The 24,947-nt window shown below is 34.7% G+C and carries 28 protein-coding genes; 8 read left to right on the top strand and 20 right to left on the bottom strand.

Translation table 11 applies throughout. The features are described 5' to 3' along the window. Positions 1 to 64: 64 nt before the first annotated feature. The 3 genes from BK137_RS06135 to BK137_RS06125 form a co-directional block, all read right to left on the bottom strand. On the bottom strand, positions 65 to 673 hold the full coding sequence (locus BK137_RS06135) for a superoxide dismutase (protein WP_038186848.1): 609 nt from the start codon (positions 671 to 673) through the stop codon (positions 65 to 67). A 139-nt stretch (positions 674 to 812) separates the two neighbouring features. Further along, on the bottom strand, positions 813 to 1,292 hold the full coding sequence (locus BK137_RS06130; protein WP_038186850.1) for a DUF456 domain-containing protein: 480 nt from the start codon (positions 1,290 to 1,292) through the stop codon (positions 813 to 815). An 11-nt stretch (positions 1,293 to 1,303) separates the two neighbouring features. Beyond that, complete coding sequence (locus BK137_RS06125) at positions 1,304 to 2,911, bottom strand: Na/Pi cotransporter family protein (RefSeq protein ID WP_179078250.1); 1,608 nt, start codon at positions 2,909 to 2,911, stop codon at positions 1,304 to 1,306. Positions 2,912 to 3,129: 218 nt separating this feature from the next. Between BK137_RS06125 and BK137_RS06120 the strand changes: the two genes are divergently transcribed. The 4 genes from BK137_RS06120 to BK137_RS06105 all read left to right on the top strand — a co-directional run bounded on the left by BK137_RS06120 (position 3,130) and on the right by BK137_RS06105 (position 5,854). Further along, entirely contained in the window at positions 3,130 to 3,645 is a 516-nt protein-coding gene (locus BK137_RS06120; RefSeq protein ID WP_038186855.1) for a DUF1189 family protein, read from the top strand. Between the two features lie 60 nt (positions 3,646 to 3,705). Next, complete coding sequence (locus tag BK137_RS06115) at positions 3,706 to 4,050, top strand: hypothetical protein (protein ID WP_038186858.1); 345 nt, start codon at positions 3,706 to 3,708, stop codon at positions 4,048 to 4,050. 97 nt (positions 4,051 to 4,147) lie between these two features. Beyond that, positions 4,148 to 5,263 (top strand): flavodoxin-dependent (E)-4-hydroxy-3-methylbut-2-enyl-diphosphate synthase, encoded by a 1,116-nt coding sequence (gene ispG / locus BK137_RS06110; protein WP_038186861.1) that lies wholly within the window; start codon positions 4,148 to 4,150, stop codon positions 5,261 to 5,263. Positions 5,264 to 5,281: 18 nt separating this feature from the next. Further along, positions 5,282 to 5,854: a 5' nucleotidase, NT5C type gene (locus BK137_RS06105; RefSeq protein WP_038186864.1), complete on the top strand. Its 573-nt coding sequence runs from the start codon at positions 5,282 to 5,284 to the stop codon at positions 5,852 to 5,854. Between the two features lie 51 nt (positions 5,855 to 5,905). Here the strand turns inward: BK137_RS06105 and BK137_RS06100 are convergent, their stop codons facing one another. Continuing rightward, a complete protein-coding gene (locus tag BK137_RS06100) occupies positions 5,906 to 6,385 on the bottom strand; it encodes a hypothetical protein (RefSeq protein WP_038186867.1) in 480 nt (159 codons plus the stop codon). A 248-nt stretch (positions 6,386 to 6,633) separates the two neighbouring features. Here BK137_RS06100 and BK137_RS06095 point away from each other — a divergent pair, with 248 nt between their 5' ends. After that, positions 6,634 to 7,830 carry an FtsW/RodA/SpoVE family cell cycle protein gene (locus tag BK137_RS06095; RefSeq protein ID WP_038186870.1) on the top strand — a complete coding sequence of 399 codons (1,197 nt, stop codon included), beginning with the start codon at positions 6,634 to 6,636 and terminating at the stop codon, positions 7,828 to 7,830. A gap of 205 nt (positions 7,831 to 8,035) precedes the next feature. Here the strand turns inward: BK137_RS06095 and BK137_RS06090 are convergent, their stop codons facing one another. The 11 genes from BK137_RS06090 to BK137_RS06040 all read right to left on the bottom strand — a co-directional run bounded on the left by BK137_RS06090 (position 8,036) and on the right by BK137_RS06040 (position 19,649). Next, positions 8,036 to 9,115 carry a toxic anion resistance protein gene (locus BK137_RS06090; RefSeq protein ID WP_038186874.1) on the bottom strand — a complete coding sequence of 360 codons (1,080 nt, stop codon included), beginning with the start codon at positions 9,113 to 9,115 and terminating at the stop codon, positions 8,036 to 8,038. A 22-nt stretch (positions 9,116 to 9,137) separates the two neighbouring features. After that, the gene (locus tag BK137_RS06085) at positions 9,138 to 10,760 is read right to left on the bottom strand and encodes a YceG family protein (RefSeq protein WP_038186877.1); all 1,623 of its coding nucleotides are present in this window, start codon (positions 10,758 to 10,760) and stop codon (positions 9,138 to 9,140) included. Between the two features lie 55 nt (positions 10,761 to 10,815). Continuing rightward, positions 10,816 to 11,628, bottom strand: a complete 813-nt coding sequence (locus BK137_RS06080) for an HAD family hydrolase (RefSeq protein WP_038186879.1) — start codon at positions 11,626 to 11,628, stop codon at positions 10,816 to 10,818. Positions 11,629 to 11,638: 10 nt separating this feature from the next. After that, positions 11,639 to 12,748: a cysteine protease StiP family protein gene (locus tag BK137_RS06075; RefSeq protein ID WP_038186882.1), complete on the bottom strand. Its 1,110-nt coding sequence runs from the start codon at positions 12,746 to 12,748 to the stop codon at positions 11,639 to 11,641. Beyond that, a complete protein-coding gene (locus BK137_RS06070) occupies positions 12,745 to 14,112 on the bottom strand; it encodes a phosphoribosyltransferase family protein (RefSeq protein ID WP_235175755.1) in 1,368 nt (455 codons plus the stop codon). Before BK137_RS06070 ends, BK137_RS06075 begins: the two co-directional genes overlap by 4 nt. 1 nt (position 14,113) lies before the next feature. Further along, positions 14,114 to 15,280, bottom strand: coding sequence for an HpcH/HpaI aldolase/citrate lyase family protein (locus BK137_RS06065; RefSeq protein ID WP_038186883.1), 1,167 nt, complete (start codon positions 15,278 to 15,280; stop codon positions 14,114 to 14,116). 102 nt (positions 15,281 to 15,382) lie between these two features. Next, complete coding sequence (locus tag BK137_RS06060) at positions 15,383 to 16,135, bottom strand: TerC family protein (RefSeq protein WP_038186886.1); 753 nt, start codon at positions 16,133 to 16,135, stop codon at positions 15,383 to 15,385. 50 nt (positions 16,136 to 16,185) lie between these two features. After that, complete coding sequence (locus BK137_RS06055) at positions 16,186 to 16,761, bottom strand: TerD family protein (protein WP_038186902.1); 576 nt, start codon at positions 16,759 to 16,761, stop codon at positions 16,186 to 16,188. Between the two features lie 35 nt (positions 16,762 to 16,796). Beyond that, on the bottom strand, positions 16,797 to 17,381 hold the full coding sequence (locus BK137_RS06050; protein WP_038186915.1) for a TerD family protein: 585 nt from the start codon (positions 17,379 to 17,381) through the stop codon (positions 16,797 to 16,799). Positions 17,382 to 17,413: 32 nt separating this feature from the next. Then, positions 17,414 to 18,028: a TerD family protein gene (locus tag BK137_RS06045; protein ID WP_038186918.1), complete on the bottom strand. Its 615-nt coding sequence runs from the start codon at positions 18,026 to 18,028 to the stop codon at positions 17,414 to 17,416. Between the two features lie 385 nt (positions 18,029 to 18,413). Next, positions 18,414 to 19,649 carry a transglutaminase domain-containing protein gene (locus BK137_RS06040; protein WP_143690998.1) on the bottom strand — a complete coding sequence of 412 codons (1,236 nt, stop codon included), beginning with the start codon at positions 19,647 to 19,649 and terminating at the stop codon, positions 18,414 to 18,416. A 459-nt stretch (positions 19,650 to 20,108) separates the two neighbouring features. On the opposite strand from BK137_RS06040, the gene BK137_RS06035 reads away from it, so the two are divergent. After that, a complete protein-coding gene (locus BK137_RS06035; protein ID WP_143690996.1) occupies positions 20,109 to 20,891 on the top strand; it encodes a TrmB family transcriptional regulator in 783 nt (260 codons plus the stop codon). 43 nt (positions 20,892 to 20,934) lie between these two features. Here the strand turns inward: BK137_RS06035 and BK137_RS06030 are convergent, their stop codons facing one another. Beyond that, positions 20,935 to 21,705, bottom strand: coding sequence for a sulfite exporter TauE/SafE family protein (locus tag BK137_RS06030; protein ID WP_038186921.1), 771 nt, complete (start codon positions 21,703 to 21,705; stop codon positions 20,935 to 20,937). A gap of 163 nt (positions 21,706 to 21,868) precedes the next feature. Here BK137_RS06030 and BK137_RS06025 point away from each other — a divergent pair, with 163 nt between their 5' ends. Next, positions 21,869 to 22,084 carry a DUF5316 family protein gene (locus tag BK137_RS06025; protein WP_038186923.1) on the top strand — a complete coding sequence of 72 codons (216 nt, stop codon included), beginning with the start codon at positions 21,869 to 21,871 and terminating at the stop codon, positions 22,082 to 22,084. Positions 22,085 to 22,119: 35 nt separating this feature from the next. Here the strand turns inward: BK137_RS06025 and BK137_RS06020 are convergent, their stop codons facing one another. The 3 genes from BK137_RS06020 to BK137_RS06010 all read right to left on the bottom strand — a co-directional run bounded on the left by BK137_RS06020 (position 22,120) and on the right by BK137_RS06010 (position 24,017). Next, entirely contained in the window at positions 22,120 to 23,022 is a 903-nt protein-coding gene (locus tag BK137_RS06020) for a TetR/AcrR family transcriptional regulator (protein WP_038186926.1), read from the bottom strand. A gap of 205 nt (positions 23,023 to 23,227) precedes the next feature. Further along, positions 23,228 to 23,539 carry a hypothetical protein gene (locus BK137_RS06015; RefSeq protein WP_038186929.1) on the bottom strand — a complete coding sequence of 104 codons (312 nt, stop codon included), beginning with the start codon at positions 23,537 to 23,539 and terminating at the stop codon, positions 23,228 to 23,230. Positions 23,540 to 23,645: 106 nt separating this feature from the next. Then, positions 23,646 to 24,017 (bottom strand): hypothetical protein, encoded by a 372-nt coding sequence (locus BK137_RS06010; RefSeq protein WP_038186932.1) that lies wholly within the window; start codon positions 24,015 to 24,017, stop codon positions 23,646 to 23,648. Between the two features lie 158 nt (positions 24,018 to 24,175). Between BK137_RS06010 and BK137_RS06005 the strand changes: the two genes are divergently transcribed. Next, positions 24,176 to 24,436: an excalibur calcium-binding domain-containing protein gene (locus BK137_RS06005; protein ID WP_038186935.1), complete on the top strand. Its 261-nt coding sequence runs from the start codon at positions 24,176 to 24,178 to the stop codon at positions 24,434 to 24,436. Between the two features lie 51 nt (positions 24,437 to 24,487). Here the strand turns inward: BK137_RS06005 and BK137_RS06000 are convergent, their stop codons facing one another. After that, entirely contained in the window at positions 24,488 to 24,928 is a 441-nt protein-coding gene (locus tag BK137_RS06000; protein WP_038186938.1) for a Fur family transcriptional regulator, read from the bottom strand. Between the last annotated feature and the right edge of the window lie 19 nt (positions 24,929 to 24,947).

The following is a 24,947-nucleotide window of genomic DNA, read 5'->3' as shown; positions in this document are numbered from 1 at the left end:
ACCATAAAAAAAGCACGTACCTTTTTGACGTCAAAGGTACGTGCTTTGTTGCATTTAAAATAGATTATTTTGCAGCTGCAAAACGTTCTGCAACTTTATCCCAGTTTACTACATTCCAGAAAGCGCCGATGTAGTCAGGACGACGGTTTTGGTAGTTTAAGTAGTAAGCATGCTCCCAAACATCTAGACCTAATAATGGAGTTTTACCTTCCATGATCGGTGAATCTTGGTTTGGAGTTGAAGAGATTTCTAATTCGCCGTTAGCAACTGATAACCAAGCCCAGCCTGAACCGAAGCGAGTTTTAGCAGCATTATCGAATTGTTCTTTGAAAGCGTCAAAGCTACCGAATTTAGCATCAATTGCAGCTGCTAATTCGCCAGTTGGAGCTCCACCTGCATTTGCAGCTAAAGATTCCCAGAATAATGAGTGGTTAGAGTGACCGCCACCGTGGTTGCGTACAGCAGTACGAATTTCTTCAGGAACAGCATCTAAATTAGCAATAATTTCTTCAACTGATTTCCCTTCGAATTCTGATTTGCCTTCTAGAGCAGCATTTATGCCTTGAACATAAGTATTGTGATGTTTAGTGTGGTGAATTTCCATTGTAGTTGCGTCGATATGTGGTTCTAGTGCATCATATGCATAAGGTAATTTTGGTAATTCAAAAGCCATGATTAATTTTCCTCCTCAGGATTAATAAGTATTAATTACATTCTTAGGTTATCAAAATAACAGCATTCATTCAAACATTATTAACTAAATCACTGGATTTCAGCCTTTTGACTGAAAATCTATTAATTTATCAAGCAATTTATATCACAATAACAAATATAACAATCATTATTATTTGGATAATTCCCTTCGTAATAATAGAAGTTAAGAACCCGACGAGTGAACCGATTCCAGTTCGAATCGCTTGTTTTACACTACTTCTATTAACTATTAACTCTGCTAGCACTGCTCCCAAAAAAGGTCCGAGCAGTATGCCAGCAATAGGAATGACAAATGGTCCGATTAATAAACCTATTGTACTTCCCCACATCCCTGCATTTGAACCACCAAATTTTTTCACGCCAAAAGCATTTGCTAATGTATCTGCTCCGAATAATAATGCAACAAATAAAATTTGAATTACCCAGAACCACCAAGGTAAATCTCCAAAGCTATAAAATGCTCCATATAGGATAAACCCTAGCAATATAAATAGTACTGACGGAATAATAGGATATACAAGCCCAACAAACGCAATAATAAAACTTAAAATTATTAGTATCCATGCGATTACATCCATAGAATCCCTCCTTAATGTTTTTGTAAAATAGCTTCTGCGATATTAACAGCGTGATCACCTATACGTTCTAAGTTACTAACGATATCTGTAAAGACTATACCCGAATGTGCTGAACATTGGCCAAGATTTAATCGATGAATATGTTTTTTCCTAAAAGTTCGCTCCATTTGATCAATAAGCTCTTCCTTTTTTGTCACTTCAATTGCCATTCCATGGTCAGTTGTATCCAATGTCAGAATAGCCTTTTGAACTGTTTCAATTGTTAATGTAAACATTTCACTTAAATCGTTTATAGCAGGTTCACTCAACTGTACCCCATTCACGGCTTTGTAGTCTATTAACTCCACGATATTCTCAAAATGATCTCCAATTCTCTCAATATCGCGGACATTTTCTAGTAAAATATGGTGTCTAGTAGAATCTGTATCTGACAATGGTTGTACAGAAACTTTCACTAAATAATCAGTGATTTTCTGATCTAAGCTATTGATTGCTTCTTCATAATGTAAAACCTTTGTAGCATTCTTTTTATCATTTGTTTTCAAATATTCGAATGTCTCTTCTAACCCTCGAATACTATATTCACCCATGCGTAAAACTTCTTCTTTCGCTTGTCCAATAGCAATAGCAGGTGATGCTTCAATAAAATGCGGATCTAAACTTCTTGGTTTATATTCAATAGGAGAATCCTCACCAGGTATGAGCTTCGTCACAACATATGCCCACAAACCAATTAACGGTAATTGAATCATTGTATTCACTACATTAAATGAGCCGTGTGCAAATGCAATCTGCATTTTTGGTTCTAATCCTGCGACACCTGCTAACCATTCTATATAAAGCGTAAATTGAGGTAAAATTAATAGGAAAATAATCGTTCCAACGACATTGAATAATACATGCATCGCTGCTGCTCGACGTGCGGCTACTGATGCACCAATAGATGCTAATACAGCCGTTATTGTCGTTCCGATATTATCACCAAACAAAATCGGTAACGCCCCGTGAAGCGGCATCAATCCTTCTCCGTACAACCCTTGCAAAATACCAACTGTGGCACTAGAGCTCTGAATGATTAATGTTACCAATGCACCTAAAATGACCCCTAGTAAAGAATGTTCGCTAATACGTAAAGCCATATCGATAAATGATGGTAGCTCTTGTAAAGGTTTCATCCCCTTACTCATAAGTTCCAAGCCAACAAATAATCCTCCCAGACCAAAGACAATTTGTCCGATATTTTGAATACTATTTTTCTTAAAGAAAAATAATAGAAATGCGCCAATAGCTAAGACTGGATATGCAAATTGACCAATATCAAAGCCAATGATAAATGCAGTAAATGTCGTTCCTATGTTGGCACCCATAATAACGCCTATTGCTTGACGTAGCGTCATAAAGCCTGCGCTAACAAGTCCAACTGTAATGACAGTTGTACCAGAGCTTGATTGAATAAGTACAGTTACTAATATGCCGACTAGTACGCCCATCATTGGATTTGTTGTATAGCGATCTAATATATCACGAAGGCGATCTCCTGTTAATTTTTGTAAGCCATCACCCATATATTTAATAGAAAATAAAAATAGTCCTAATCCCCCAAAGAACTGGAAGAGCATATCTTGCCAATTCAGACTCAACTGCTGTCAACTCCCTGCATTACTATTAAGCTCAGCTTTATTATGAAGAAAATGTAATCAAATTGTAAGTTATTCTATAAAAAATTTACAATCGTTTAATATAGCCACTTTCAATAAAGTGTAATTGTTCACAATGCCGACAATTACTAAGTGTTACTAACTCATGGTAATATAACATAGAAGGAGCATATCATATTATGAAAATTAAACATTATCAATTATTTCTAGACAGTATTTTACATCCCAAAAAACTAGCTGCATACCGAATGCTACCTATTGGTAAATTGATTCAATACGTCTTTATATTAATCACTTTTATCACTGTAATTTCTTTTATCCAGTTCCTAACGGGTGTGGGTTCAAGCGTTGACACATCGCAGCTTGAAGGTCTAAAAGAATACCTAGATGATATTAAATGGTTAATATATCCGTTTGCTTTCGTCTTCTTATTCACCATTACTACTTTTTTAACTTTTCTACGAATAAGTATTTATGGCTTTATAGGATTTATATTATTGAAAATGATGGGACATCGAGGTGAATATCGCCATATTTGGCGTACAACTGCACTCGCTACTACTCTTTCTACTATACTAACAAGTATACTATCTTTCACTTCTTTAAATGGCACATTTATGACCATCATCTCTTTGGTGATTACCGTAGCCTATATCGCAAGTGCGATAACGAAATACCCAAAAATAAAAAAATAATAGAATTGATACGAATGAATCTCTCTCTTGTTCATATATTGAACGAAGGGGGAGATTTTTTTGAAGATATTCTTTTCTGCACTTGGTATTCTATTTATTGCTTTTATCCTGAAAATCGATCTTCTAGAGGGTACAATTCCACTAGCAGCTTTTTATAAAGAACCAGTTGTTGAAGAAACATGTGTTGATGTTCCAGATATTAAAACAATCACGGTTCGTACAATACCCGGTGATAACCTACAATCACTGTTTGCGCTTTATCCATCTGAAAGTTCGATGAGCTTCTCAGAACGCTTGGAACTTTTTTATGAACTAAATCCACATTTACTAAAACAATCCTTTAAGCCTGGTGAGTTGATTCAACTACCATTCAGCACAAAAAACGCTCATTCATGTACAAATTAAACAATTAATGTTTCTTCCTTGTCATTTTCTTTGGAACACTGCTAAAATAGTGTACAGTGAAGGCTTTATTTTTGAGCCTATGAAGGAGAGAGTTTTCATGAATGAAATCGTTCACCGTTCGAAAACGCGTAAAGTTCGCGTAGGTGACTTAACAATTGGCGGAAGCAATGAAGTAATTATACAAAGTATGACAACAACTAAAACACATGATGTAGAAGCAACTGTGGCAGAAATTCTTCGTTTAGAAGAAGCTGGATGTCAAATCGTTCGTGTCGCTTGCCCAGATGAACGAGCAGCTGATGCATTAGCTGAAATCAAGAAACGTATCCATATCCCATTAGTAGCGGATATTCACTTTGACTACAAATTAGCCTTAAAAGCAATCGACGCTGGTGTTGATAAAATTCGTATTAACCCGGGTAACATTGGACGTAAAGAAAAAGTAGAAGCTGTTGTAAATGCAGCTAAAGCAAAAGGCGTACCAATTCGTATCGGTGTAAACGCTGGTTCATTAGAGCGTAAAATCCTTGAAAAATATGGCTACCCTACTGCAGATGGTATGGTTGAAAGTGCCTTACACCATATTAAAATCTTAGAAGACTTAGATTTCCATGATATTATCGTTTCTATGAAAGCATCTGATGTAAACCTAGCAATTGAAGCATATGAAAAAGCATCCCGTGCATTTGACTATCCACTTCACTTAGGTATTACTGAATCAGGTACACTATTCTCTGGTACGATTAAATCAGCAGCTGGTTTAGGCGCAATATTAAGCATGGGTATCGGGAATACAATGCGTATTTCATTAAGCGCTGATCCTGTTGAAGAAATAAAAGTAGCACGTGAACTATTAAAAACATTCGGTTTAGCTTCTGACATTCCGACACTTATTTCATGCCCAACTTGTGGTCGTATTGAAATAGACTTAATTTCAATTGCTAACGAAGTAGAAGAATATCTTCAAACAATTAAAGCACCACTTAAAGTTTCTGTTCTAGGCTGCGCTGTAAATGGCCCTGGTGAAGCTCGTGAAGCCGATATCGGTATCGCTGGTGCTCGCGGAGAAGGTTTACTATTTATGAAAGGTAAAACTGTTCGTAAAGTACCTGAAGAAACGATGGTTGAAGAGCTGAAAATCGAAATCGATAAACTAGCTGAAGAATATTATAAAAAAAGAGATGCTGAAAAAGCTGAAAACGCAAAAGCATAGTATACAGGGGGCAATGAAATGAAGAAAAACTACCGTTTTGGTATCGATATTGACGGTACTGTTACGACTCCAGAATCACTTCTGCCTCATATCAACAAAGCCTTTAATGTCAATTTAGCCTTAACTGATATAACGCAATATGACTTAACGGCTGCGTTCCCTGTTGATAGTGTTGAGTTTTTCAAGTGGTTTAGAGAAAATGAGCCAGAAATTTATATGGCTTCACCTATTCAACAAGATGCACAAGCAATTTTATCTGCTTGGCAAAAAGATGTTGAGCTTTATTACATTACAGCCCGCGAGGACAATTCAACAGATGTCACTTACGAATGGTTTAAACAATTCAATGTACCATATGACAAAATTGATATCGTTGGACCTGTCAATAAAGCAATTAAAGCTCGTGAATACGATGTACATGCCTTTTTCGAGGACAAGCATGCAAATGCTGTTCAGCTTCACGAGGAATTAGACATCCCTGTGCTATTATTCGACGCTCCTTATAACCGCGAACCCATTCCAAATGGCGTGATTCGTGTAAGTAACTGGCAAGAAGCAAATCACTGGATCAAAAAAGAATTCGGTATTTAAAGACTAAAAGCTAGTACGTAAATTGCGTACTAGCTTTTTTGGTTCCTATTATTAAAAGTCAATAGCTAATAATTCTTTCACTTCTTTATAGAGTGCAGTGTTTTTCTTTGCAGACATATAAGTCATTTCTTTTTTAACAGGATCTTGGAAAAATACAGTTCCATCCTTTAATACATATAATTTATACGTTTTCCCACTCAAATCTGTTGATTTAGAAAGTGCAATAATATAGTTCCCCTGATTATGAAGTTCTTTTACATTTTCAGTATCCTCTTCTAATTTCGGCACAATTACTTCCATTAGATTTACTTTTTCTATAAATGATTGAATTATTTTCTTGTCCGTAATTATTTTTCTAGTGGAATCTGTACCAACTCCCTCATTATTTACACCTTGAACATATAGTGATTGATAATCTTCGGTATCTGGAATCTTTATTTTCTTATTCTCATTTGCCTTATCTTCTTTGCCACAAGCACTTACAACTACTAAAGTTATCAATAACAACAATACTATCTTCCATGTCTTCAAGTAGTTCCCCTCCTCTAGTTGCAACAATACTCCTACGATTCTAATTCCATTATTATACTATGGATTAGAAGTGCTGTCTTAAAGTCACAAAAGTTGTAACAAGATTGGCAAACGTTTCTCTATTAATGTTAAATGAGAAATGGTTTAATATATCAAAATCACTTACTACCTATAATTGTAATTTTTAGGAACTTTTTAACTTAGTAACCGTTCTAAATTCTACATAATAAGGAAAATAGGAGGGCGAAATGAAAAATCAAATGGATTGGCAATTAAATATATATTTATTAATACTAGCGTTTATTAGTTGCTTATTTATCTATTCAAGTAATACTAATTTCGGCCAATATAGTGGTTCGTTTATAGTGAAGCAAATTATTTTCTTTTGTATTGGCTTTGCAATCATGTACATAATTGCTAGTTTAGATTTCGAACAATTAAGGAAAATTTCTTGGTATTTTTATGCTCTGATTGTACTATTATTAATTGTGTTAATTTTTGCACCTGACAGTATAGCTGCACCTATTAATAAAGCAAAATCATGGTATCAAATAAAATTTATCGGTACTTTTCAACCTTCTGAGTTTTTAAAATTTGCATTTTTACTCGTCGTCGCTCAAATCATTGAAAAACATAACACAAAGGCATTTAAACAAACATACATAACTGACCTATGGCTGTTGGTCAAAATCTGCATTGTCGTCATACCACCCATGCTAATCGTTTATAAACAACCCGATACAGGCATGATTATGCTTTATATGGCTATGCTAATTCCAATGATTTATTTTTCGGGTATAAAAAAACAACTGTTAGTAATCATTACACTGATTCCTACTATCATTATTAGTGCTCTAGTGATTATTTACTTTAAATTTAATAGCTTCTATACAGAACAAATCTTAGGTAACTTGTCACCTCACCAAGTTTCTCGGATTAACGGCTGGCTTCATCCATTTGAATATAGTGACTCTGCCTTTCAAACAAAACAGGGATTATTAGCGATCGGCTCTGGATTATTTGGCGGAAAAGGATACTTAGAGAATAACGTCTACGTACCTGAAAAACATACAGATTTTATATTCTCTACAATTGCTGAAGAAATGGGGTTTATCGGAGGATCCATTGTAATTGTATTGTTCTTTTTATTAATTTATCGCATGGTTTTTCATGCTTTACATGCTAAAAAGCAATATACCTTTCTACTAGCTTCCGGTATTATCGGCTTATTCACGTTTCAAGTATTTCAAAATATCGGCATGACGATTGGTTTGTTACCTGTGACAGGTGTAACACTACCTTTCCTTAGTTATGGTGGTAGTTCATTATTATCGAATATGATGCTTATTGGTCTAATTCATGTTATAAAAAAATCTTATAGCGGCTATTTGTTCCAAAATACAAATGAAGTGGAAGTGCAATTTGATGCAAAATACTCCAGATAAAAGGATACTTGTACTATTTAGTTTAGTAAGTTTCTTATTAATACTATTAATTAGTCGATTAGCATATATAATGATTTTCTAACATATAAAACAGCTATATTGAAAATTTTGACGAATATTGCACTGAATATTTCCCGGAAAATAAAAAAGCATTTCCATTGAGATATTAGTCTCTTCGGAAATGCTTTTTATTATTTTTTTACGTTTAGCCATTAGATAGAACGCGCTTAGCATCTTCGCGAATAGCTTCTAGACGTTTTTTATCTTCTACACGCTGAACTGCTTGTTCTTGTTTAACTGCTTTGTATTCGTCAATACCTGTAACAATAGTATCCCACATGTTCTCAATCGTTTCCATTTTGATACTTGAGCTACCAGAACGACGAGCGATGTCTACACTTTGTTGCATAATGTCACTTGTTACATCTTGTAGCATTTGGTTTGCGCGATCTTCAAATGCATTTAAAGAGTCTGCATGTAACTTTTGACGACGTGCATTGACTGCATTTATAATACCCATTTTGAAAACTGGGATTGTTGTTACAAAAGCACTGTTAATCTTAGCAATTAGATCATTATTTCCGCGTTGCATTGTTTTGATTTGAGGTGCTGCGATAACCGCTACCATACGTGCTTTTTCAAGGTCATCTACTTTGCGTTCTAATAATTCCTGTACTGTTCTTAAGTTTTCAAGCTCAATACGCGCCATTTGGTTTCCACCACTTACACGTGCTTCACATTCAGGAATTAACGCCGTTTTTACTTCATCTAGCTTCATTTCAGCTGCCACAATATACTTCTCTAACTCGAAGTAATATTCTATATCTTCTTGATATAGTCCTTCCAAATCACGGTTATTACTTTTCAATTCCTCTTCAATAATCATAAACTGCGCATGGATTTTTTCAATTTCTTTACCAAGCGTATTGTACTTACTGAAAAGAGCTTCTACTTTTTGCTTAGCACGTTTGAAAATTTTATCTAACATGCCTGGCTCTTTTGTTAACTCATTTTTGTCGAATTTATTCATTAGCTTTTCTAACTGATTCAACAATTCACTCGATTGATCTAGTTTAGATACGGTCATTGTATCTAGAATTCGGTCAGAGAAACGTGACAGTTTGATTGCCGGTTCTTTACCTAATGATAATAAATCGATTTGATTTCTAATGTCTATCATCTTCACGATTTTTTGGACTTCAGGTTCTTGACGTAATTGCAATTTCATTTCATTTGCTGTTTGTTCGTTTAATCCATCTTTTTCAATGGCAACTAAATCAGACATTTTTTCTCTCCCTACTCATAAGCTATAAAAACTTATGGATGAATTTTTTTATTATTGAATTTGGTTTAGATTTTGGCTCTTGATATGGTTGGTCAAAAACCATATGTTCAAGTAAGTGAATGTCAAATACATCTTTTTCCATATACATTTCCATATCTAATTTACCAGTCGGATTATATAGTATGATATCTACACCAAATCGATTTAAAAAGACTAGTAATGCTGCATCTTCTCGAGATAGTTCCCCGTCCATTTGAGAGAGGTATAATACGAGTCGAGGAATTTCCTGTGAATAATCAAAGTTCTGGAGTAATCGTAACAGTTCAATCGGAATCATTGTAGCTGTTTTAAACATAAAGAGCTGTAAATCTATCTCTTTCTCATGCGCAAGAGGTAGAAGCGAAGGATTTTCACAGCAATCTTTGATAGTATGTGCAATTGCCACCTGAATGGATTCCTGCAATTGACCATATTGCCACCAATCACTCGCCATCATTTTCGCAGGCGACAATTCATTATTCTCCAAACAATGATTGTAATGGAATTGAAAATTAGCTTTACTGCTCTTCATATATGGGAATGCTTTAACAAATTGGCTATTCGGACCTTGTATAAGCTTGTGCATATTCTCCCAATATTCTTCACGATCCACTGAAATACCAGCAATTTTCGCAAAAATAACCGGAATATATATTTGCTCTCCTACAACTTTGAACTCTGGTCGCACCATCGCTTTTTCATTGCCATAAATAAAAATATCATCATATGTCGTACGCAATGTAATAGAACGTGGTAAATGTTCTTTGAACTGCCATGGTTTAAATACACCAGATTGTTGGTCATGCATTAACTTATCAAAATGTTTACTTGAGCGATAACCAACAGTTGCTTGTCGTTCACGTAATTTCTCTGGAAAAGGTTGCAATGTTGTTGTCGTCGCATAACGATAGACAACAGACAGCTTCTCATCAGGATCTAACGCAGAAAACTCATCTGTCCCAGTAGGAGAAAAAACTAAAACATCGCAACCCAGCTCCATTAATAATAATAAAAAGTAGCGCTGGCTAATAGTCGACTCCCCGTACCAAACCACTTTAGGAAATTCATCACCGATATCTAATGACTGTGACCATTTTGCCCAGTGGTTTTTAAGCCATTTAATCATATCGATTAAGAACCGTCTAAATTCATTTGATAGTAAACCCGCTGCTTGCTGTTCTTTGAATAATTCAATGATGTTAATCATGGTTAACTGTAAATGCTTATTGATGAATGTATTTGGATGTTGTGGGATTAATTGATGCCCATACATCAAGGCAACTAATCGATTAATAGACAATCCTTTAGGCGTTTCCTGATGTGTTTTTAAGATTGATTGCACAGCTTGAAAGTCCTTTGGATCAATATATTTATCTAATTTCTCGCTTAATACATGGACTGAGTCATTTTTCGCCATATCAAATAGAGCATTAAAATAATCATCTTCCTCTACAGGAACACCCAATACACGTACAGCAATTCGACTAAAACGAAACCTAGTATCATCCAATTCATAAAGTGCTCTATCTTTGCAAGGCGCCAAAAAATGCGCTTGCCAATCTGTTGTATCCTTATGTAATATAGGCTCAATTTGCATATTACGCATACAAACTCCTCCTTCCTTAAAGAGTGTGTTTGAACTTATAGCATTTCATTTTCTCTTATAGTGTAACACGATTTACATGCTCTAGAACATCATGTAATAGCTCTTTCGTGAATGCTGTTCCATTTTCGTTTGAATAGTGAGTTTGAATTAGTTTTTTGGGCTCTTTATCCTTCATATCACCGTGAAGTGGTGTGTAAGATCTGTCTGCCATTGCTAGCATATTATAGTCCAATATAGAGTCGCCCGCTGCAAAATGAAAGTCAAAGCTATATTTATTCTTGATATACGTCACAGCTGCTTCTTTCGTTAGGACATTAGGTATCATATAGAGTTTTTTCTTTTGTAACAGTACATGCCATCCAAGTTCATGTAATTCCTCTTTTAGTTGTTGCAAAGCAACCGGTTGGACATTTTCTAGATGAACATGATTAACATAAAATAAATCATCAATATATAAAGATCGCTCCATCCAATTGGCATACTTTATATCATTCATAATTTGTAGCATTTGTTCATCTGGAACCGAAGAATCTTCAATAGATTTCCTTAACTGCTTTGCCCATACGAGATCAGGTTTACCGTTCTCTAATATAGTCCCCCCATTACTTGTAACCGCAACAAGCGGATGTAATTCTTGTATGAAATGAATCCGTTCATATTGGTGCCTTGCACGAGTAGTAACTGGAACAAATAATGTCTTTTCTCTTACTTCTTTTAGTAACTCCTTCGTCTCGTCACACATCCAACTAGTCTCTACATCAGCTTTACGTTCTACTGCCGTTTTCGATCTGTTAGTAGGATAAAGTGACATCATATGATTTGAGTAAATGAGTGTACGGTCTAAGTCAGATGTAAATAGTATCTTCATATTAACTCCTCTATACCCTTTTAATGAGTCCACAACATGAATAGGACATATTAGGGTATTCTTCAATTGGAATGTTTTTGTCTTTTGCTAATAATAATACATGTTCTAAATCATCAATACATGTGGGGTTAATCAGAATTTTCCATGGTACACGACGTAGTAATACTCTAGTTGTTTCTCCAATTCCAGGCTTTATGAGATTGACATCAGGTATTTCCATTTCTTTTTGAATAGCTTCAACAGCTTTCATCCCAAGCCATGTAGGCGTTGTATCTTCCAACAGACGCTCTACCAGAATGCTTCGTACTTCATCAGCTATATGCTGAAAATATACCGATATTTCATCAACATATAAATTGGAAACATCATCGTCTTGCAACTCTTGGTAAAATTTAGCCCCATGAAAATCCTCTTTTTCCAAAAGATTGTCATTTGAAATAGTACGACTAACCAATCCTGAAACTGTAGAGTTTAAACACGCAGATGGAATCAAAAAGTCCTCTCTTGTCCCGTATAATGAAGAACAATGACCTGGATCTGCCAGAACCACTAAGTCACTTTCAATTAGAGTGCCATGCTTTTCGTTATAAATCATACATGATTGGTCTAACTCTTTTGTGATCGCCCCTTTTCCTGTCCAACCATCGATAAACTGAATATTAGCATCAGGATGCTTTTCTAAAATATAGCTGATGGCTGTCTCATCGAAACCTTTACCACGTATGATTGAAATCGAATAATGCGGGATATTCTCATGATAATGTTCTTGCAAATAACGCTTAATCAATACACCAATAGGAGTACCCGCTCTTGCTAAACTAACAAGGACTAAATTCTCAAGGCCTTTTTGCATATTTATTTGCTCTGCTACAACACCTACTGCAATAGCAATACGCTTTGCATATGCTGCTAACGTTTGATGAAATAATTTTAAGTACTCTTTAGAAGGCTGATATTCAATAGGCAACATTTCTGAATAGTGTGTCCCTGATTGAATTAATCGTTCACGCTCCTCATTACTCATTTCCAGTGATTGCTTACTTAAATCGCGTAATAAAAAGACACAGTCATCCGGTTGATAGCTACCTATTGGATCTGGTATATATTTTACGTTACTCATTCAGTATCCTCCCCATAGTTCAACACGAGGATATATATTTGCTCAATATTCACGGTTTCCAGTTGCTCTATTAGCTCTGATAAAGCAGCTTTATTTACTATTCTTTCTACTACAAGGAAAAGTTCAGTGTATGGATAGGTATCTAAATTATATAAGAAGTTTACAACCCCATTATTCTCTGGGCTATCAAATGCCCATTTTTGCGAAATTGTATAACCTTCATCTAAAGAAGGGTAAATTGGGCTACGTGTCGATGATTGGAAATAAACATCTGCCCCCATAAATGATGCTATTCGCATTGGGATATACATAAATTCTCCGGTTCCTACTACAAGAGCTGGACCTGTTGTACGTAATGTAGTGAGTTGTTTTGCCATTTGTAGTAATTGGCTATCAAGTTCATGGTGCATTTCAGCAGTTAAGCTAAAACGACCTGTACCTTGTAAATAAGACGCATTATTCACTTTTTGTCGCTCGTCCGTTGATGTATATGGGAGGATATTATTCGATTTAGTATCTAGTACTTGAATACGAGCTTTATTTTGTGTTGCATTTTCTAGCTTTTTATCCACTAGTTCTGGTGCTCCGTGTAACGTAAAGTGACCTTGCACAATGGATATAAACTGAATAGAAATGCCCCACTCATGCTCTAACTGATTAAAAATGTCCTGTTTTTCTTGTGGACGCCAATCTAAAATAGACATAATCGTGTAATGCTTAATATGTGGAAAGCGCTCATTTAATGTCTTAATAATATTAATCACTGTATTACCTGTCGTAATTTCATCATCCACTAAAACAATACGTTGTGCTTGCTCAAAAACCGCTTCGTTTGTGGAATAAACTCGGTGACTTGTTGCATGCGAGTGTTCCTCCTCAAAACAGATAATCGGCTCAAGTTCATTAATCAGTTCTCTTGTCGTGTGAATATAAGTAGCATTTGAATTAAAGTTACGGAAAACGGCATGTCCTAAAGCCGTAGCAGTTTCAGCAAAACCGATGAAAAGTGTCTGATGTTGTAAGTTTACCGGCAGTTTTGTCACTTGCTCAAGCGTTTCTTGTACATCTACTTCACCTCGTAATGCACGAACTACTAGATTTTCTAACTCATGCATTTCACCATAAGTCTCTTTCATGTATCGCATACTTAGTAATGTACCTACTAATAACGGCATTTGAGGTTCAACTGCCAAATGCTTTCCGAGTACTTTACTGACAAAAAGAAAGCCTCTCTTTTTATTAATGCGTGTCGCCATTTGAAATAAATCCTCTACTTTAAATTGATAGGGATTATGATCTAATGTTACGGTAATTTCATAGTCACCTAAAATAGGTAATCGTTGCTCATATTGATCCTTTATCAATTCATTCACCATCCATACTTATTAGAAATGTTGCAAAATCAGCTGATTCATTTAAAACACCAAAGAATTTAGCTCTCATAAAAATTTCTTCTGCCCAAAAACTATGTGGTTTCATCTCATTCATCTTATTAGCATATTGACTCTTCAGTACTCCTTTAGAACCATCATTATGCTTCTTGATACTAAGTGCATCCAAATATTCTTCATGTGTCACAGCATAAAGCGCATGGACATATCGAATATGTGATGGGTGGATAATCGTCTTACCTACTATGCCATTTTGTTTATCTAACAATACCTCTTTTACTAAACCATCTATATATTTATCTAAAATTGCCTGACGCTCACTTACAGCATCGTTTTTGATAAAAGGCGTTTGCCTTAACGATGGTTTTAGGACACGCTCATGACTAAAGTATTCCCATACAGGCCCAGAAATTACATAAGGATCTGGTTGTCTCTTAAACACATTGACGATGTCAGCCATACAATCACGGATTATTGAAACATCATAAATAGTCGAATCAGCACTTCGACGAATACCATATATACCACAGAAATCTGTTGCACCGATGCGTACATTTAAAACGAGCTCACGATACCGATCTAATAACTGTTTAATCGCTAGCAATTTTTCTACTCTTTGTTCCTTATAAATAATATCTGGTGTTTCTAATATCGGCATACCGTAAATTTTTAGATTATGTTGCAGCTTTGCTTCAGCTAATAAAGCAAAAAATTCTTGTCCTACTTCGACAGTAAACTTAGGGAAAACATAACCTGTTAATACCACTTGTTTATGACCCATTGCTTGCATTAAGCGACGCAATTGCTTAGGATCTCTTACTCTTATAAAAACAAGAGGGATATCCTCTATTGTAGAAGTATCATGTAAATACTTTTCATAAAGTCTATCCAAAGCCAACACAACTAATTTTTCAGCATCTTCAACATCATGGTCACCAACAGCATCTTCTAAATCTATTACTAGAGAAGTCAAATCATTGTATTTACGATTTTGAATTACTTCATCTAGTTTCGGTAAAGTGCCGGGCATATATAAAGTTGCACCTAATGAATAGGCTAACTCTTGTGGATTGTCCCATTTCGTAAAATGTTCTGGTGCTTTATAGAAAATTGTATCTAACATATTTTCAAAATGTCTCATATTGTTCTCTCCAACGATTTAAAATGGCCTTACAAATTAATAGAAAAAGGCATTCTATGAGTCTAAAATTAGTCGACTAATAGAACGCCTTCATGCTTAGTGTTACATATTTTCAAGCTTTTTCTTATTTCTGAAATGTACAATGAATGTGCCTAAGAAAGCAACAATTAAGATAAGGAAGAAAGTTGTATTCTCCATGTGGAAACCAAATACTCCTGCAAACATTTTAATCGCAATAATAGCGATTAATACAAAGGCTGTCGTCTCCATCTCTGGAACTTTTTCAATTAATGTAAGGAATACACCAGCAATCGTTCTCATCATTATAATTCCAAGAATACCGCCTAGTAATAGGACCCATACTTGGTCAGAAATCGCAAAAGCAGCTAAAATTGAGTCGATAGAGAATGCAATATCCATTAACTCTACTGAAATGACGGTTGCCCAGAATAACCCAAACACACGTACAGTCCAGCTTTCCTTTTTAAACTCTTTTGCCTCGTCATCTTCTCCACCTTTATTTTTGAAGTGAGAATAGACGATCCACCCTAAATACAAGGCACCTAGAACTTTAACAAGTGAGAATTTAACAAGGTAAACACCAATTCCTATAAATAAAAATCGGAAAATATAAGCACCAAACATTCCATAAAGAAGTGCTTTTTTTCTTTGTTCTGGAGGCAAATGCTTTACTAGTACAGCTAATACAAGTGCATTATCTGCGGACAATAAACCCTCCATCACAACTAGAGAGCCGATTAAACCCCATGCTTCAGGGCTTTTTAATACTTCCCCCCACATTTCCCAGTTGAAGAATTGAGCGTATGTACCCAATATTTCGTTGATTATTTCCAAGTGACTTCCTCCGTTAAAAACATATTAAATTGTATGTCGATTAGCAGAACTTATTGTAGTCCATATGCGTTTACTAAAGCTCCTAAGCCACCTTGGTATCCTGAACCTACTGCTGCAAACTTCCAATCATTATTATGACGGTATAATTCACAGAATACTACTGCTGTTTCAATACTGAAGTCTTCACCTAAATCATATCGCAGTACTTCACTTTGCGAATCTTCATTTAATAAACGAACATAAGCATTTAATACTTGTCCGAAGTTTTGGCGACGAGTGTCTGCTTCATGAATTGTAACAGTTACTACGATTTTATCGATTTGAGGTGAGATTTTGCTTAAGTCTACTAGTATTTTCTCATCGTCACCATCACCTGCACCTGTACGATTATCTCCTGTATGTGTAACGGATTGATCTGCACTAACTAGGTTATTATAAAAGATAAAATCTTGTTCGTTACGGCATTTGCCAGATGCATCTAATAAAAACACAGATGCATCTAGGTCAAAATCTTGTCCGCCATCAAACTGTTTTACATCCCAGCCTAATCCGATTCCAATGTTTTTTAAACTAGGATCATTTTTTGTTAAATCAATTCGTTGTCCTTTACTTAGTTGAATAACCACACTAGACACCCTTTCTAAGTTTAATTAAAAGAAGATTAGTTCACATCTAAACCGTAATCATTGCAAAGTGCTGATAATCCACCTTGGTATCCTGCACCAATCGCATTGAATTTCCACTCTGCGCCGTGACGATAAATTTCACCAACAACAACCGCTGTTTCTATACTGAAATCTTCGCCTAAATCATAACGTACGATTTCTTCTTTTGTATCAGCATTCACTACACGAATAAATGCATTTGATACCATACCAAAATTTTGACGACGCGCTTCAGCATCGTGAATTGTAACTGTAAACGCAACTCTTTCGATAGATGCTGGGATTTGATTTAATGCTACTTTCGACGTTTCATCATCGCCATCTCCAGCACCTGTTAAGTTATCGCCAGAATGCTCAACAGCACCGCCAGCACCTTTTGTATTATTATAGAAGACAAAATCTTCTGGAGCAGTCACTTTGCCATTAGCACCTAATAAAAACACTGAAGAGTCTAAGTCAAAGTCTCCACCACCATCATACTTGTTTGTATCCCATCCTAATCCAACGATTAGATTAGTTAAACCAGGGTTTGTTTTTGTTAAATCTACTTTTTGTCCTTTTTGTAATGAAATTGAAGCCATTTGAAATTCCTCCTAAGTTTTAATGTTTTATATTACTGAAATCTAGTACAAACTTCGCCTAATTTAGCATCAGTTGTACCATCACCAATAGCACCAAATTTCCACTCACCATTATGGCGATAAATTTCACCAGTTACTAACGTTGTTAAATCAGCATAGTTATCAGATAAATTATAACGAATCAATTCATTCCCAGTATTAGGTTCAAATACACGAATATATGCATTTTGTATCATACCGAAATGTTGCTTACGTTTTACACAATCGTAAATATTAACAACAAATACAAGTTTATCGTAATCTGCTGGCACAGATTTCAAATCGATTGTAATAACTTCATCATCACCGTCTCCATCACCTGTTAAATTATCTCCAGAGTGTTGAACAGATCCACATTTGCTTTTTAACTTGCCGAAATAAACGACATCTTGACCATCTTTTAAATGACCGTCTTTTAGCATTAATACTGAGGCGTCACAGTCAACATTACTACCGTTACCCCCGCCACCACCAAATAGTCCACCTAATAGACCGCCGCTTTTCCCTTGGCTAACTGGGTCCCAACCTAAACCAACCATTACGCGATTTAAATCCGCTTTACCCTTTGTTAAATCGACTCTTTGACCTTTTTGTAAATTAATGCCCATAGTCATTCACTCCTTATTTTTAAAAATCCTCACATATTTCAGCCTTAATTTGAAAAGAAAATCATCATAGAATATAAACCCCTTATCATTTGTTATTATATAACAAATATTAAGAATATTAGTAATATTTTCTTTGAATCAAATTAAATTGTATCCCCAGTAATAGATTTATTATTGGGCTATTGCTTCTGCCACAAATTCACCTTGTTATGTAAAGAATTACGCCTTATAGCAATTAGCTTATACGCTTAATACTATATACGATTATAACTTTAAATGGTTTCATTTTTTTTTTCAAATCATAGACAAATAAATAAGGGGATTTCTTAACCTGCTGTCGATTAAGAAATCTCCCTTTTTTTATTATTTCTCTTACTATTTCGTATTATTCGCGGAATTTCCCAGGAAATAGTTGAAAGAAAAAATGTTCAATATAAGAAAATAGATTGTCGTAATCCTTTTTTTGCTCTCCTTTTACAATTCCCTCTAAATTAAGTGTTTGCTCTTTCCCATCACCATTAAAATAGAGTATTTGATCAAGTACTTTTAAATCACTCGACTCTTGCTCATTTATCTTCATCTGGTTTGAACCATCCATATGAATTCTATTTAAATAACCATTTTTATCTTTGTTACTAAAATACAACCAATCTCCAGCTTTTACTAAGTACTTTGCGTTTGTATTTGTTACTTTCTTTTCAGTTCCTAACTTTGTATCTCTTTTATGAATACCCCTACTACCATCTGCTTTTGTATAGAAAACCTCGTCTCCAGACTTCACAAAATCTTCGGTATCTCTTATAAAGTTATATGTTGTATCAGAAGCCTTTTGATAATCTTTTGTCACCCATCTATGATCTTCTGCTAGTGCTGAATCAGATAACAAGAAATATTTACTACTTACTTTACCTGCACGATCTGGTGTTGGGTCATTAAAAGTAGAATCGACATGATACCACTTGCCATCTACTTTCACTAGATTCCATGAATGCGCAACTTGATCAACATATCCTACAACATATCTCACATCAATCCCTGCTGCTTGATATAATTTATAAGCCGCTAATGTATAGCCTTGGCAAACTGCTTTACCTTCTTTAAAAACTGCATAGGCTGAGTGGGCGCTTGATTTTGTATCCGCCCCGTACTTTGTATTTAATACGATATAATTATTAATCGCTTTTACTTTGTCAAAATCACTCATCTTTTCAGATATCTCTTCATTTATGAAACGTTTTACTTGTGCATCTACATATTGCTCTTGACTCTTCGACGTATGATAAGAAAACGTATAATTTATAATAGCTGAACTTGAATTATATTGATAATGAATATTACTCTCTTTAAAACTACCTGCGAGATAATCATCATCTGCTAAGAGTTGCTCCACGACTCTATTTATTTGTTCCATTTTTGGCGTAATATTGCCCTTATAAGAGATGATTAACTTCCCTTCATAATTATGCATAGCTCTAGATACGGCCGTTTTAAGACCTTTAACAGAGGAAACAGTGACAGCATCTTTCGCAGCTGATACTTCCAAGACCCTATCACTACTACTTGTTAAGGCCAATATCAATATTAAACTGAAAATCGATAGGTACCAATTTACCTTTCTCAAGTCATCATCACATCCTCTACTTTATAAGTCTACAGTCAATGTACATTATCTTCAATTCTTATATCGGATAAATAAAAAGAAGGACATTACAGAAAGTCCCCATTCCCTATTATATTTTATCCATGTCGAAGTATTCCGGAAAAAGAATCAAAACAGGCTATTTTAATTCTTTATTCGTGATTTTTAATTTATGCTAAACCAACCTGCATTCATTTTGTTTTATATTTACTAATTACAATGACAGATTTACTTTTTTCTTGAATGGCAAGGTAATTAGCATTTAGACGACTTATTATTTTTCTTCGATGTTATCTATAGAAAGAGAGCTATCTAGTTGTGGACGATAGTTCAACTGTACATCCCCTCCATTGTAAAACCACCTATTCATGTTAGTGCAAGCAAGTCTACGGACTATTTGATATGATAGTAACAGAATGACAAATGTACTGAGGTGGTCTTGTGCAAGACATTATACAAAAAATGCAATCGCTTGGCTTTAATCAATATGAAGCCAAAGCATATTTGGCATTAGTGCGACTTGGCTCTGCCAGTGCTTATCAAGTAAGTAAGGACTCAGGCATACCACGTGCACGCATATATGAAATTTTAAACGGACTTGAAAAACAAGGGCTTGTCTTGAAAGAAGAAATAAATGAAGCTGCGCAATATTCTCCGCTCCCTGTTGATGTTTTTTTAGAATCGATGCAGTCGAATTGGCGCTCTAATTTTGAGTCCATTAGCAAGTCGTTAAAAGAACTTGAAAAAACAGAACTGACACCGGATAATCGTGTAGCAACATTAAAAGGTGCCGAACATATTCTTTCCTTCTGTCGTACTTTATTGAAAAAAGCGGAGAAAAAAGTGGTGATTTCATTTTGGGGAGATATGTATGACGAACTACTAGCTGATTTAAAAGTAACTTCAGAGTACTGTAGACTAAAAGGTATCGTCTTTGAAATTGAACAGCCATTACAAGGTTTAGATCATCACCGCACAACTTCATATACTGAAAATATCGGTCATCAAAAATGGTTTATCTTGTCCATTGATAGTAAAGAGTTGATTTACGGCCCCTCCATTTTAGAAAGAGAGACTGCTTTTTATACCGACGATCCAGTCCATATTTATTTGTTAGAAAACTATATATGGCATGATATTCTAGTCAATCGATTAGTCAAAAAACAAAACGATACAGTAGAAAAATGGATTGCAACTGAGAGAGATGATTTTTTTTCAATGTAAACAGAAAATGACCTTCGCTTTTTATTTTGCGAAGGTCATTTTTTTATAAGATATGTAAGTAATCTAGTACGTTTTTAAGGATTAGAATAACTGTAACAAAAATGAATAATACACGTACATAACTCGCACCCTTTTTAATAGCAAATTTCGAACCAACAATTGCTCCAACAATCATTGCAAGCCCCATTGGAATACCATAAGAAAAATTAACAGCTCCGAGAAATAAGAACATTATAAGTGCAGCAATATTACTAGCAAAATTCAAAAACTTCGCACTTCCCGCAGCTTGTAAAAAATCAAAACCAATCATTAAAAATGCAAAGATAAAAAACGAACCAGTCCCGGGTCCTAAAAAGCCATCGTAAAAACCGATTATTGTCATTACAGCTATAAATATTAGCGCCTTCTTCTTATCTAATTTCACATAAGTCGACTTTTGACCCCAGTTTTTTTTGAAGATGGTATATGTCGCTACTGCAATTAAAAGTATTAGCACAAGTGGCTTCAGTACTTCTGGCGATATAAAGTGTACAAACCATGCACCTAACATCGAACCAAAGAACACAAGTGGGAAGTATTTACCGACTATTTTAAAATCGATGTTTCCAGAACGAAAAAATGAAATAGTACTAGTAAGGGACCCCATAGACCCTGCTAGCTTATTCGTCGCAATCGCTGTAGACGGTGATAAGCCAGTAAACATTAAAGCAGGAATAGAAATCAAACCGCCTCCACCAACAACCGAATCAATAAATGCTGCTAAAAAACCAAATGCAACTAACAATAAAAGTGTATACAAGTCCAAATCCATCATGCAAACCATCTCCCTAACTTTCAACTACAAGATAAATAACGTTACTACTTTAATAGTAACTACACTTTATTGTATTGTAAATAGAGAAAAGATAATAATTCTAAAATATTTAAACAACTCTTCTATAAGTTTCATATACTAAGTTATGGAGAGGAATGATTTAATGATTAACATCTTTTTCACTATTAGTGTTATAGCGGTTCTCATTGCTGGCCTAGTTATAGGTGCATGGCAAACGGGCGAAAGAGACCGACGAACCGTTCAAAACATTACACCCGAAGATCGTGCTCTAAGGATGAAAATAAGTACATATAGTTTAGCTGTTGGCGTAATTTGTTTCATAATCGTTTGGATACTTTGGTATTTTGACATTAAATAAGGTAGTAAGAGCAGATGCTTTTACTACCTTATTTTTTATTCAATTGTTTTGTAATCCATTTTTGTTAATAGTGTATAGTAATTCTTAAAATGCGAAGACGAATTCAATTCAGTACAATTATTTAATGTAGAAAATGCGCTTTCAATTAGAAATGCTCTTGGTTCTTCCTTATTCAATAATTCTTGTTGGATAAAATAAAGAAGCTTTATATAAGTATCCCTTCTGTGTACATCATGATCAAACACATTTTCAATTTCTCTTCTTAAAGTAAGCGTTGTAAACGACAATTCATTATCAAAGAAATCGTCGTTATTCGGCTGTGGGAAAAGTTTATTTACATGTTCAGAGGTGAAAATCCTAACCCCTTCTTTACTAACATCTTCTATAATATTTATTATACGATCTGTACAGTACTTGGCAATCTGCTGATCTGTAATGCTTTCATGTAGAACTTTGGTCGTTTGAAGAAAACTTTGTAAAATACCTATGAAAATAACGGCACAATCAAATGAATATGGTTGTTTATCATTTGGAAGTATATTTAGAAAACGACCATGTACCCACTGTAAAAACATAAATTTAAAATTCTTGATGAATTTAATTAAATCTTGATCACTAGAAACAATCACATCATCTAAAAGCTGTTGTAATTTATTTTTTCGATTTTCCCTAATCATTAAACTCACTTGTTCTATAAATACATTCACATCTGAGATATCTTTTCCTATCATTAATTTATCTCTTTCTTCTTTCAGCTCATCTAACATTAATTTAAACACAGATTTAAAAAGATCTGCCTTAGAAGGAAAGTAATTATAAAATGACCCTTTAGAAATACCACAGTGATTTAGAATATCTTGTATCGATGTAGAATGATAACCCTTTTCTATAAATAATTCATGAGTTTTTTCAATGACTTGCTTTTTTCGTTTGTTCATCTAAATACCCCTTTAAATACTAACTGTTTATACTCTCAATTACATCTTACCACAATGAATCTAGTGGGTATTTCCCTACTTTCTATCCGAATTATAGTGGTAGATAACTAGTATTTGGGATCATTGTTTAAAGTTCAAAAGAAAAAAAGTAATGAAATTATACGTTTCTTTACAAATCTCAACAGATTGTAGTAAAGTGCACACATTATTTTGTAGGTGAAAATGTAATTGTATAATTTTCGCCAAGTTCGACTCGTATCTTTTCTGTTAGTTTTAAACCTACTATATTATGTTGTGAAATTAATGTATTGGCGTTACTAAATCGCTTATCAGTCTCCCAATCAATCCAATCACCGTAATCTTCAGACCAGTTAGACAATTTATTTAGTAAATCTTTTGGTAAATTAAAATCATCAAGATCAAGATTAAAACGGCATTCTCCACACCAAATAGGATCAGCATAATCCGCTTCAACAATTAATATATTTGGAATATCTGACCCACAATTACAACTCATTGAACCTCTGCACCCTCATCCTTAAATTTATAAACCTTTTACTTTCTAATTTTCATTTGCCTCATTAACTAGTATGTACCTATAAAAAAATTTTCAACTATCCACTTTACTCTTTTGGAGTCCAAAGTAATACTTGATCCTGCTTGCTTTCTCCTTGCAAATAAACGGCTTTTACATTCGCTAAATTTGAATCTTTTATTTCAAAATCAAAACCACCCGCTTTACCACCTAACAGTACAGTTTTCATTCTTAAATAAAATTTATCTTCAATAATATCAAAAGTATAACCAGCATACTTTTGATTGCTACCTGTAAAGTCTCCTTTTATATGCAAAGTTTGTCCATCAAATACTTCCACTTCGTCAATTTGAATAGCTGATGTATCTGTTATTTTAGCAATGAGTGTATATATAGCAAAGCTGAAAATTGCTAAACCTAAAACAGACGTAACTAATACTAAAACCCTACTTTTTTTCATCTTCAATCACCCGTTCATTCAGTCATATATACCACTATAATACACTTCTACCCGTCTCACTATTTTTAAGTCTTAATAATTTTTTAGTTATTCTAAGAAAATATATGATAAGGTAAGTACTGTTATATTTACAACATTTACACTATGGAGGTACTGCAATGAAAAAAATCATTTTTGCAACATTCGCATCAACATTACTACTCGGGTTATCTGTTCCCCCGTTAGAAACAGACGCCGCTGCTAAAACATTTAAAAACTGTACTGAACTTAACAAAACATACAAGGGTGGCATCGCCAAAAATAGTAAAGTGAAAAATAAAGGCGGTAAAACTAAATATAAACCTAAAGTATCTGCTAAACTTTACGCAGCCAATAAATCCAAAGACCGCGATAAAGATGGCATTGCATGTGAAAGATAATTCCTCTTCATAACAAAACAAGCATCTTCCCTTTGTGAAAGATGCTTGTTTTTATGTACTTATACTTTGTAATTGCTCACATTTTTTGCAATCTGGACATTTGCCGTAGATTTCAAATTTGTGATCATCAATTTCGTATGATGGTAGTTGCTCTTGCAGGAGGTCCATTGGGCAGAGATGAATTTCTTTAATGTTGCCACACGCCATACAAATGAAATGGTGATGATGATGTTCCGTTTCACATTGCATGCGGAAATGGCGTTCGCTGGAAAGTTCAGTTTCTTCAAGAATTCCTAGCTGTACAAATGTAGCAAGATTACGATAGATTGTGTCGTAACTCATACCAGGATAATCTTTTTTCATAACAAGCAGTAGGTCACGTGCGGTTAAATATTTTTCAGTAGCCGCGAACATATCTAAAATTTGCTCTCGTTTGTCCGTTTTTTTATAGCCATTCTCTTTTAAAATTTCCCATGCTCTAGAAATATTCATACCCAAACTCCTCCTTGTA

The sequence above is a fragment of the Viridibacillus arenosi genome (genome assembly GCF_001955655.1).
GTDB lineage: Bacteria > Bacillota > Bacilli > Bacillales_A > Planococcaceae > Viridibacillus > Viridibacillus arenosi.
The sequence above is the reverse complement of the archived record's forward strand: the minus strand, read 5'-3'. Positions and strand labels throughout refer to the sequence as shown.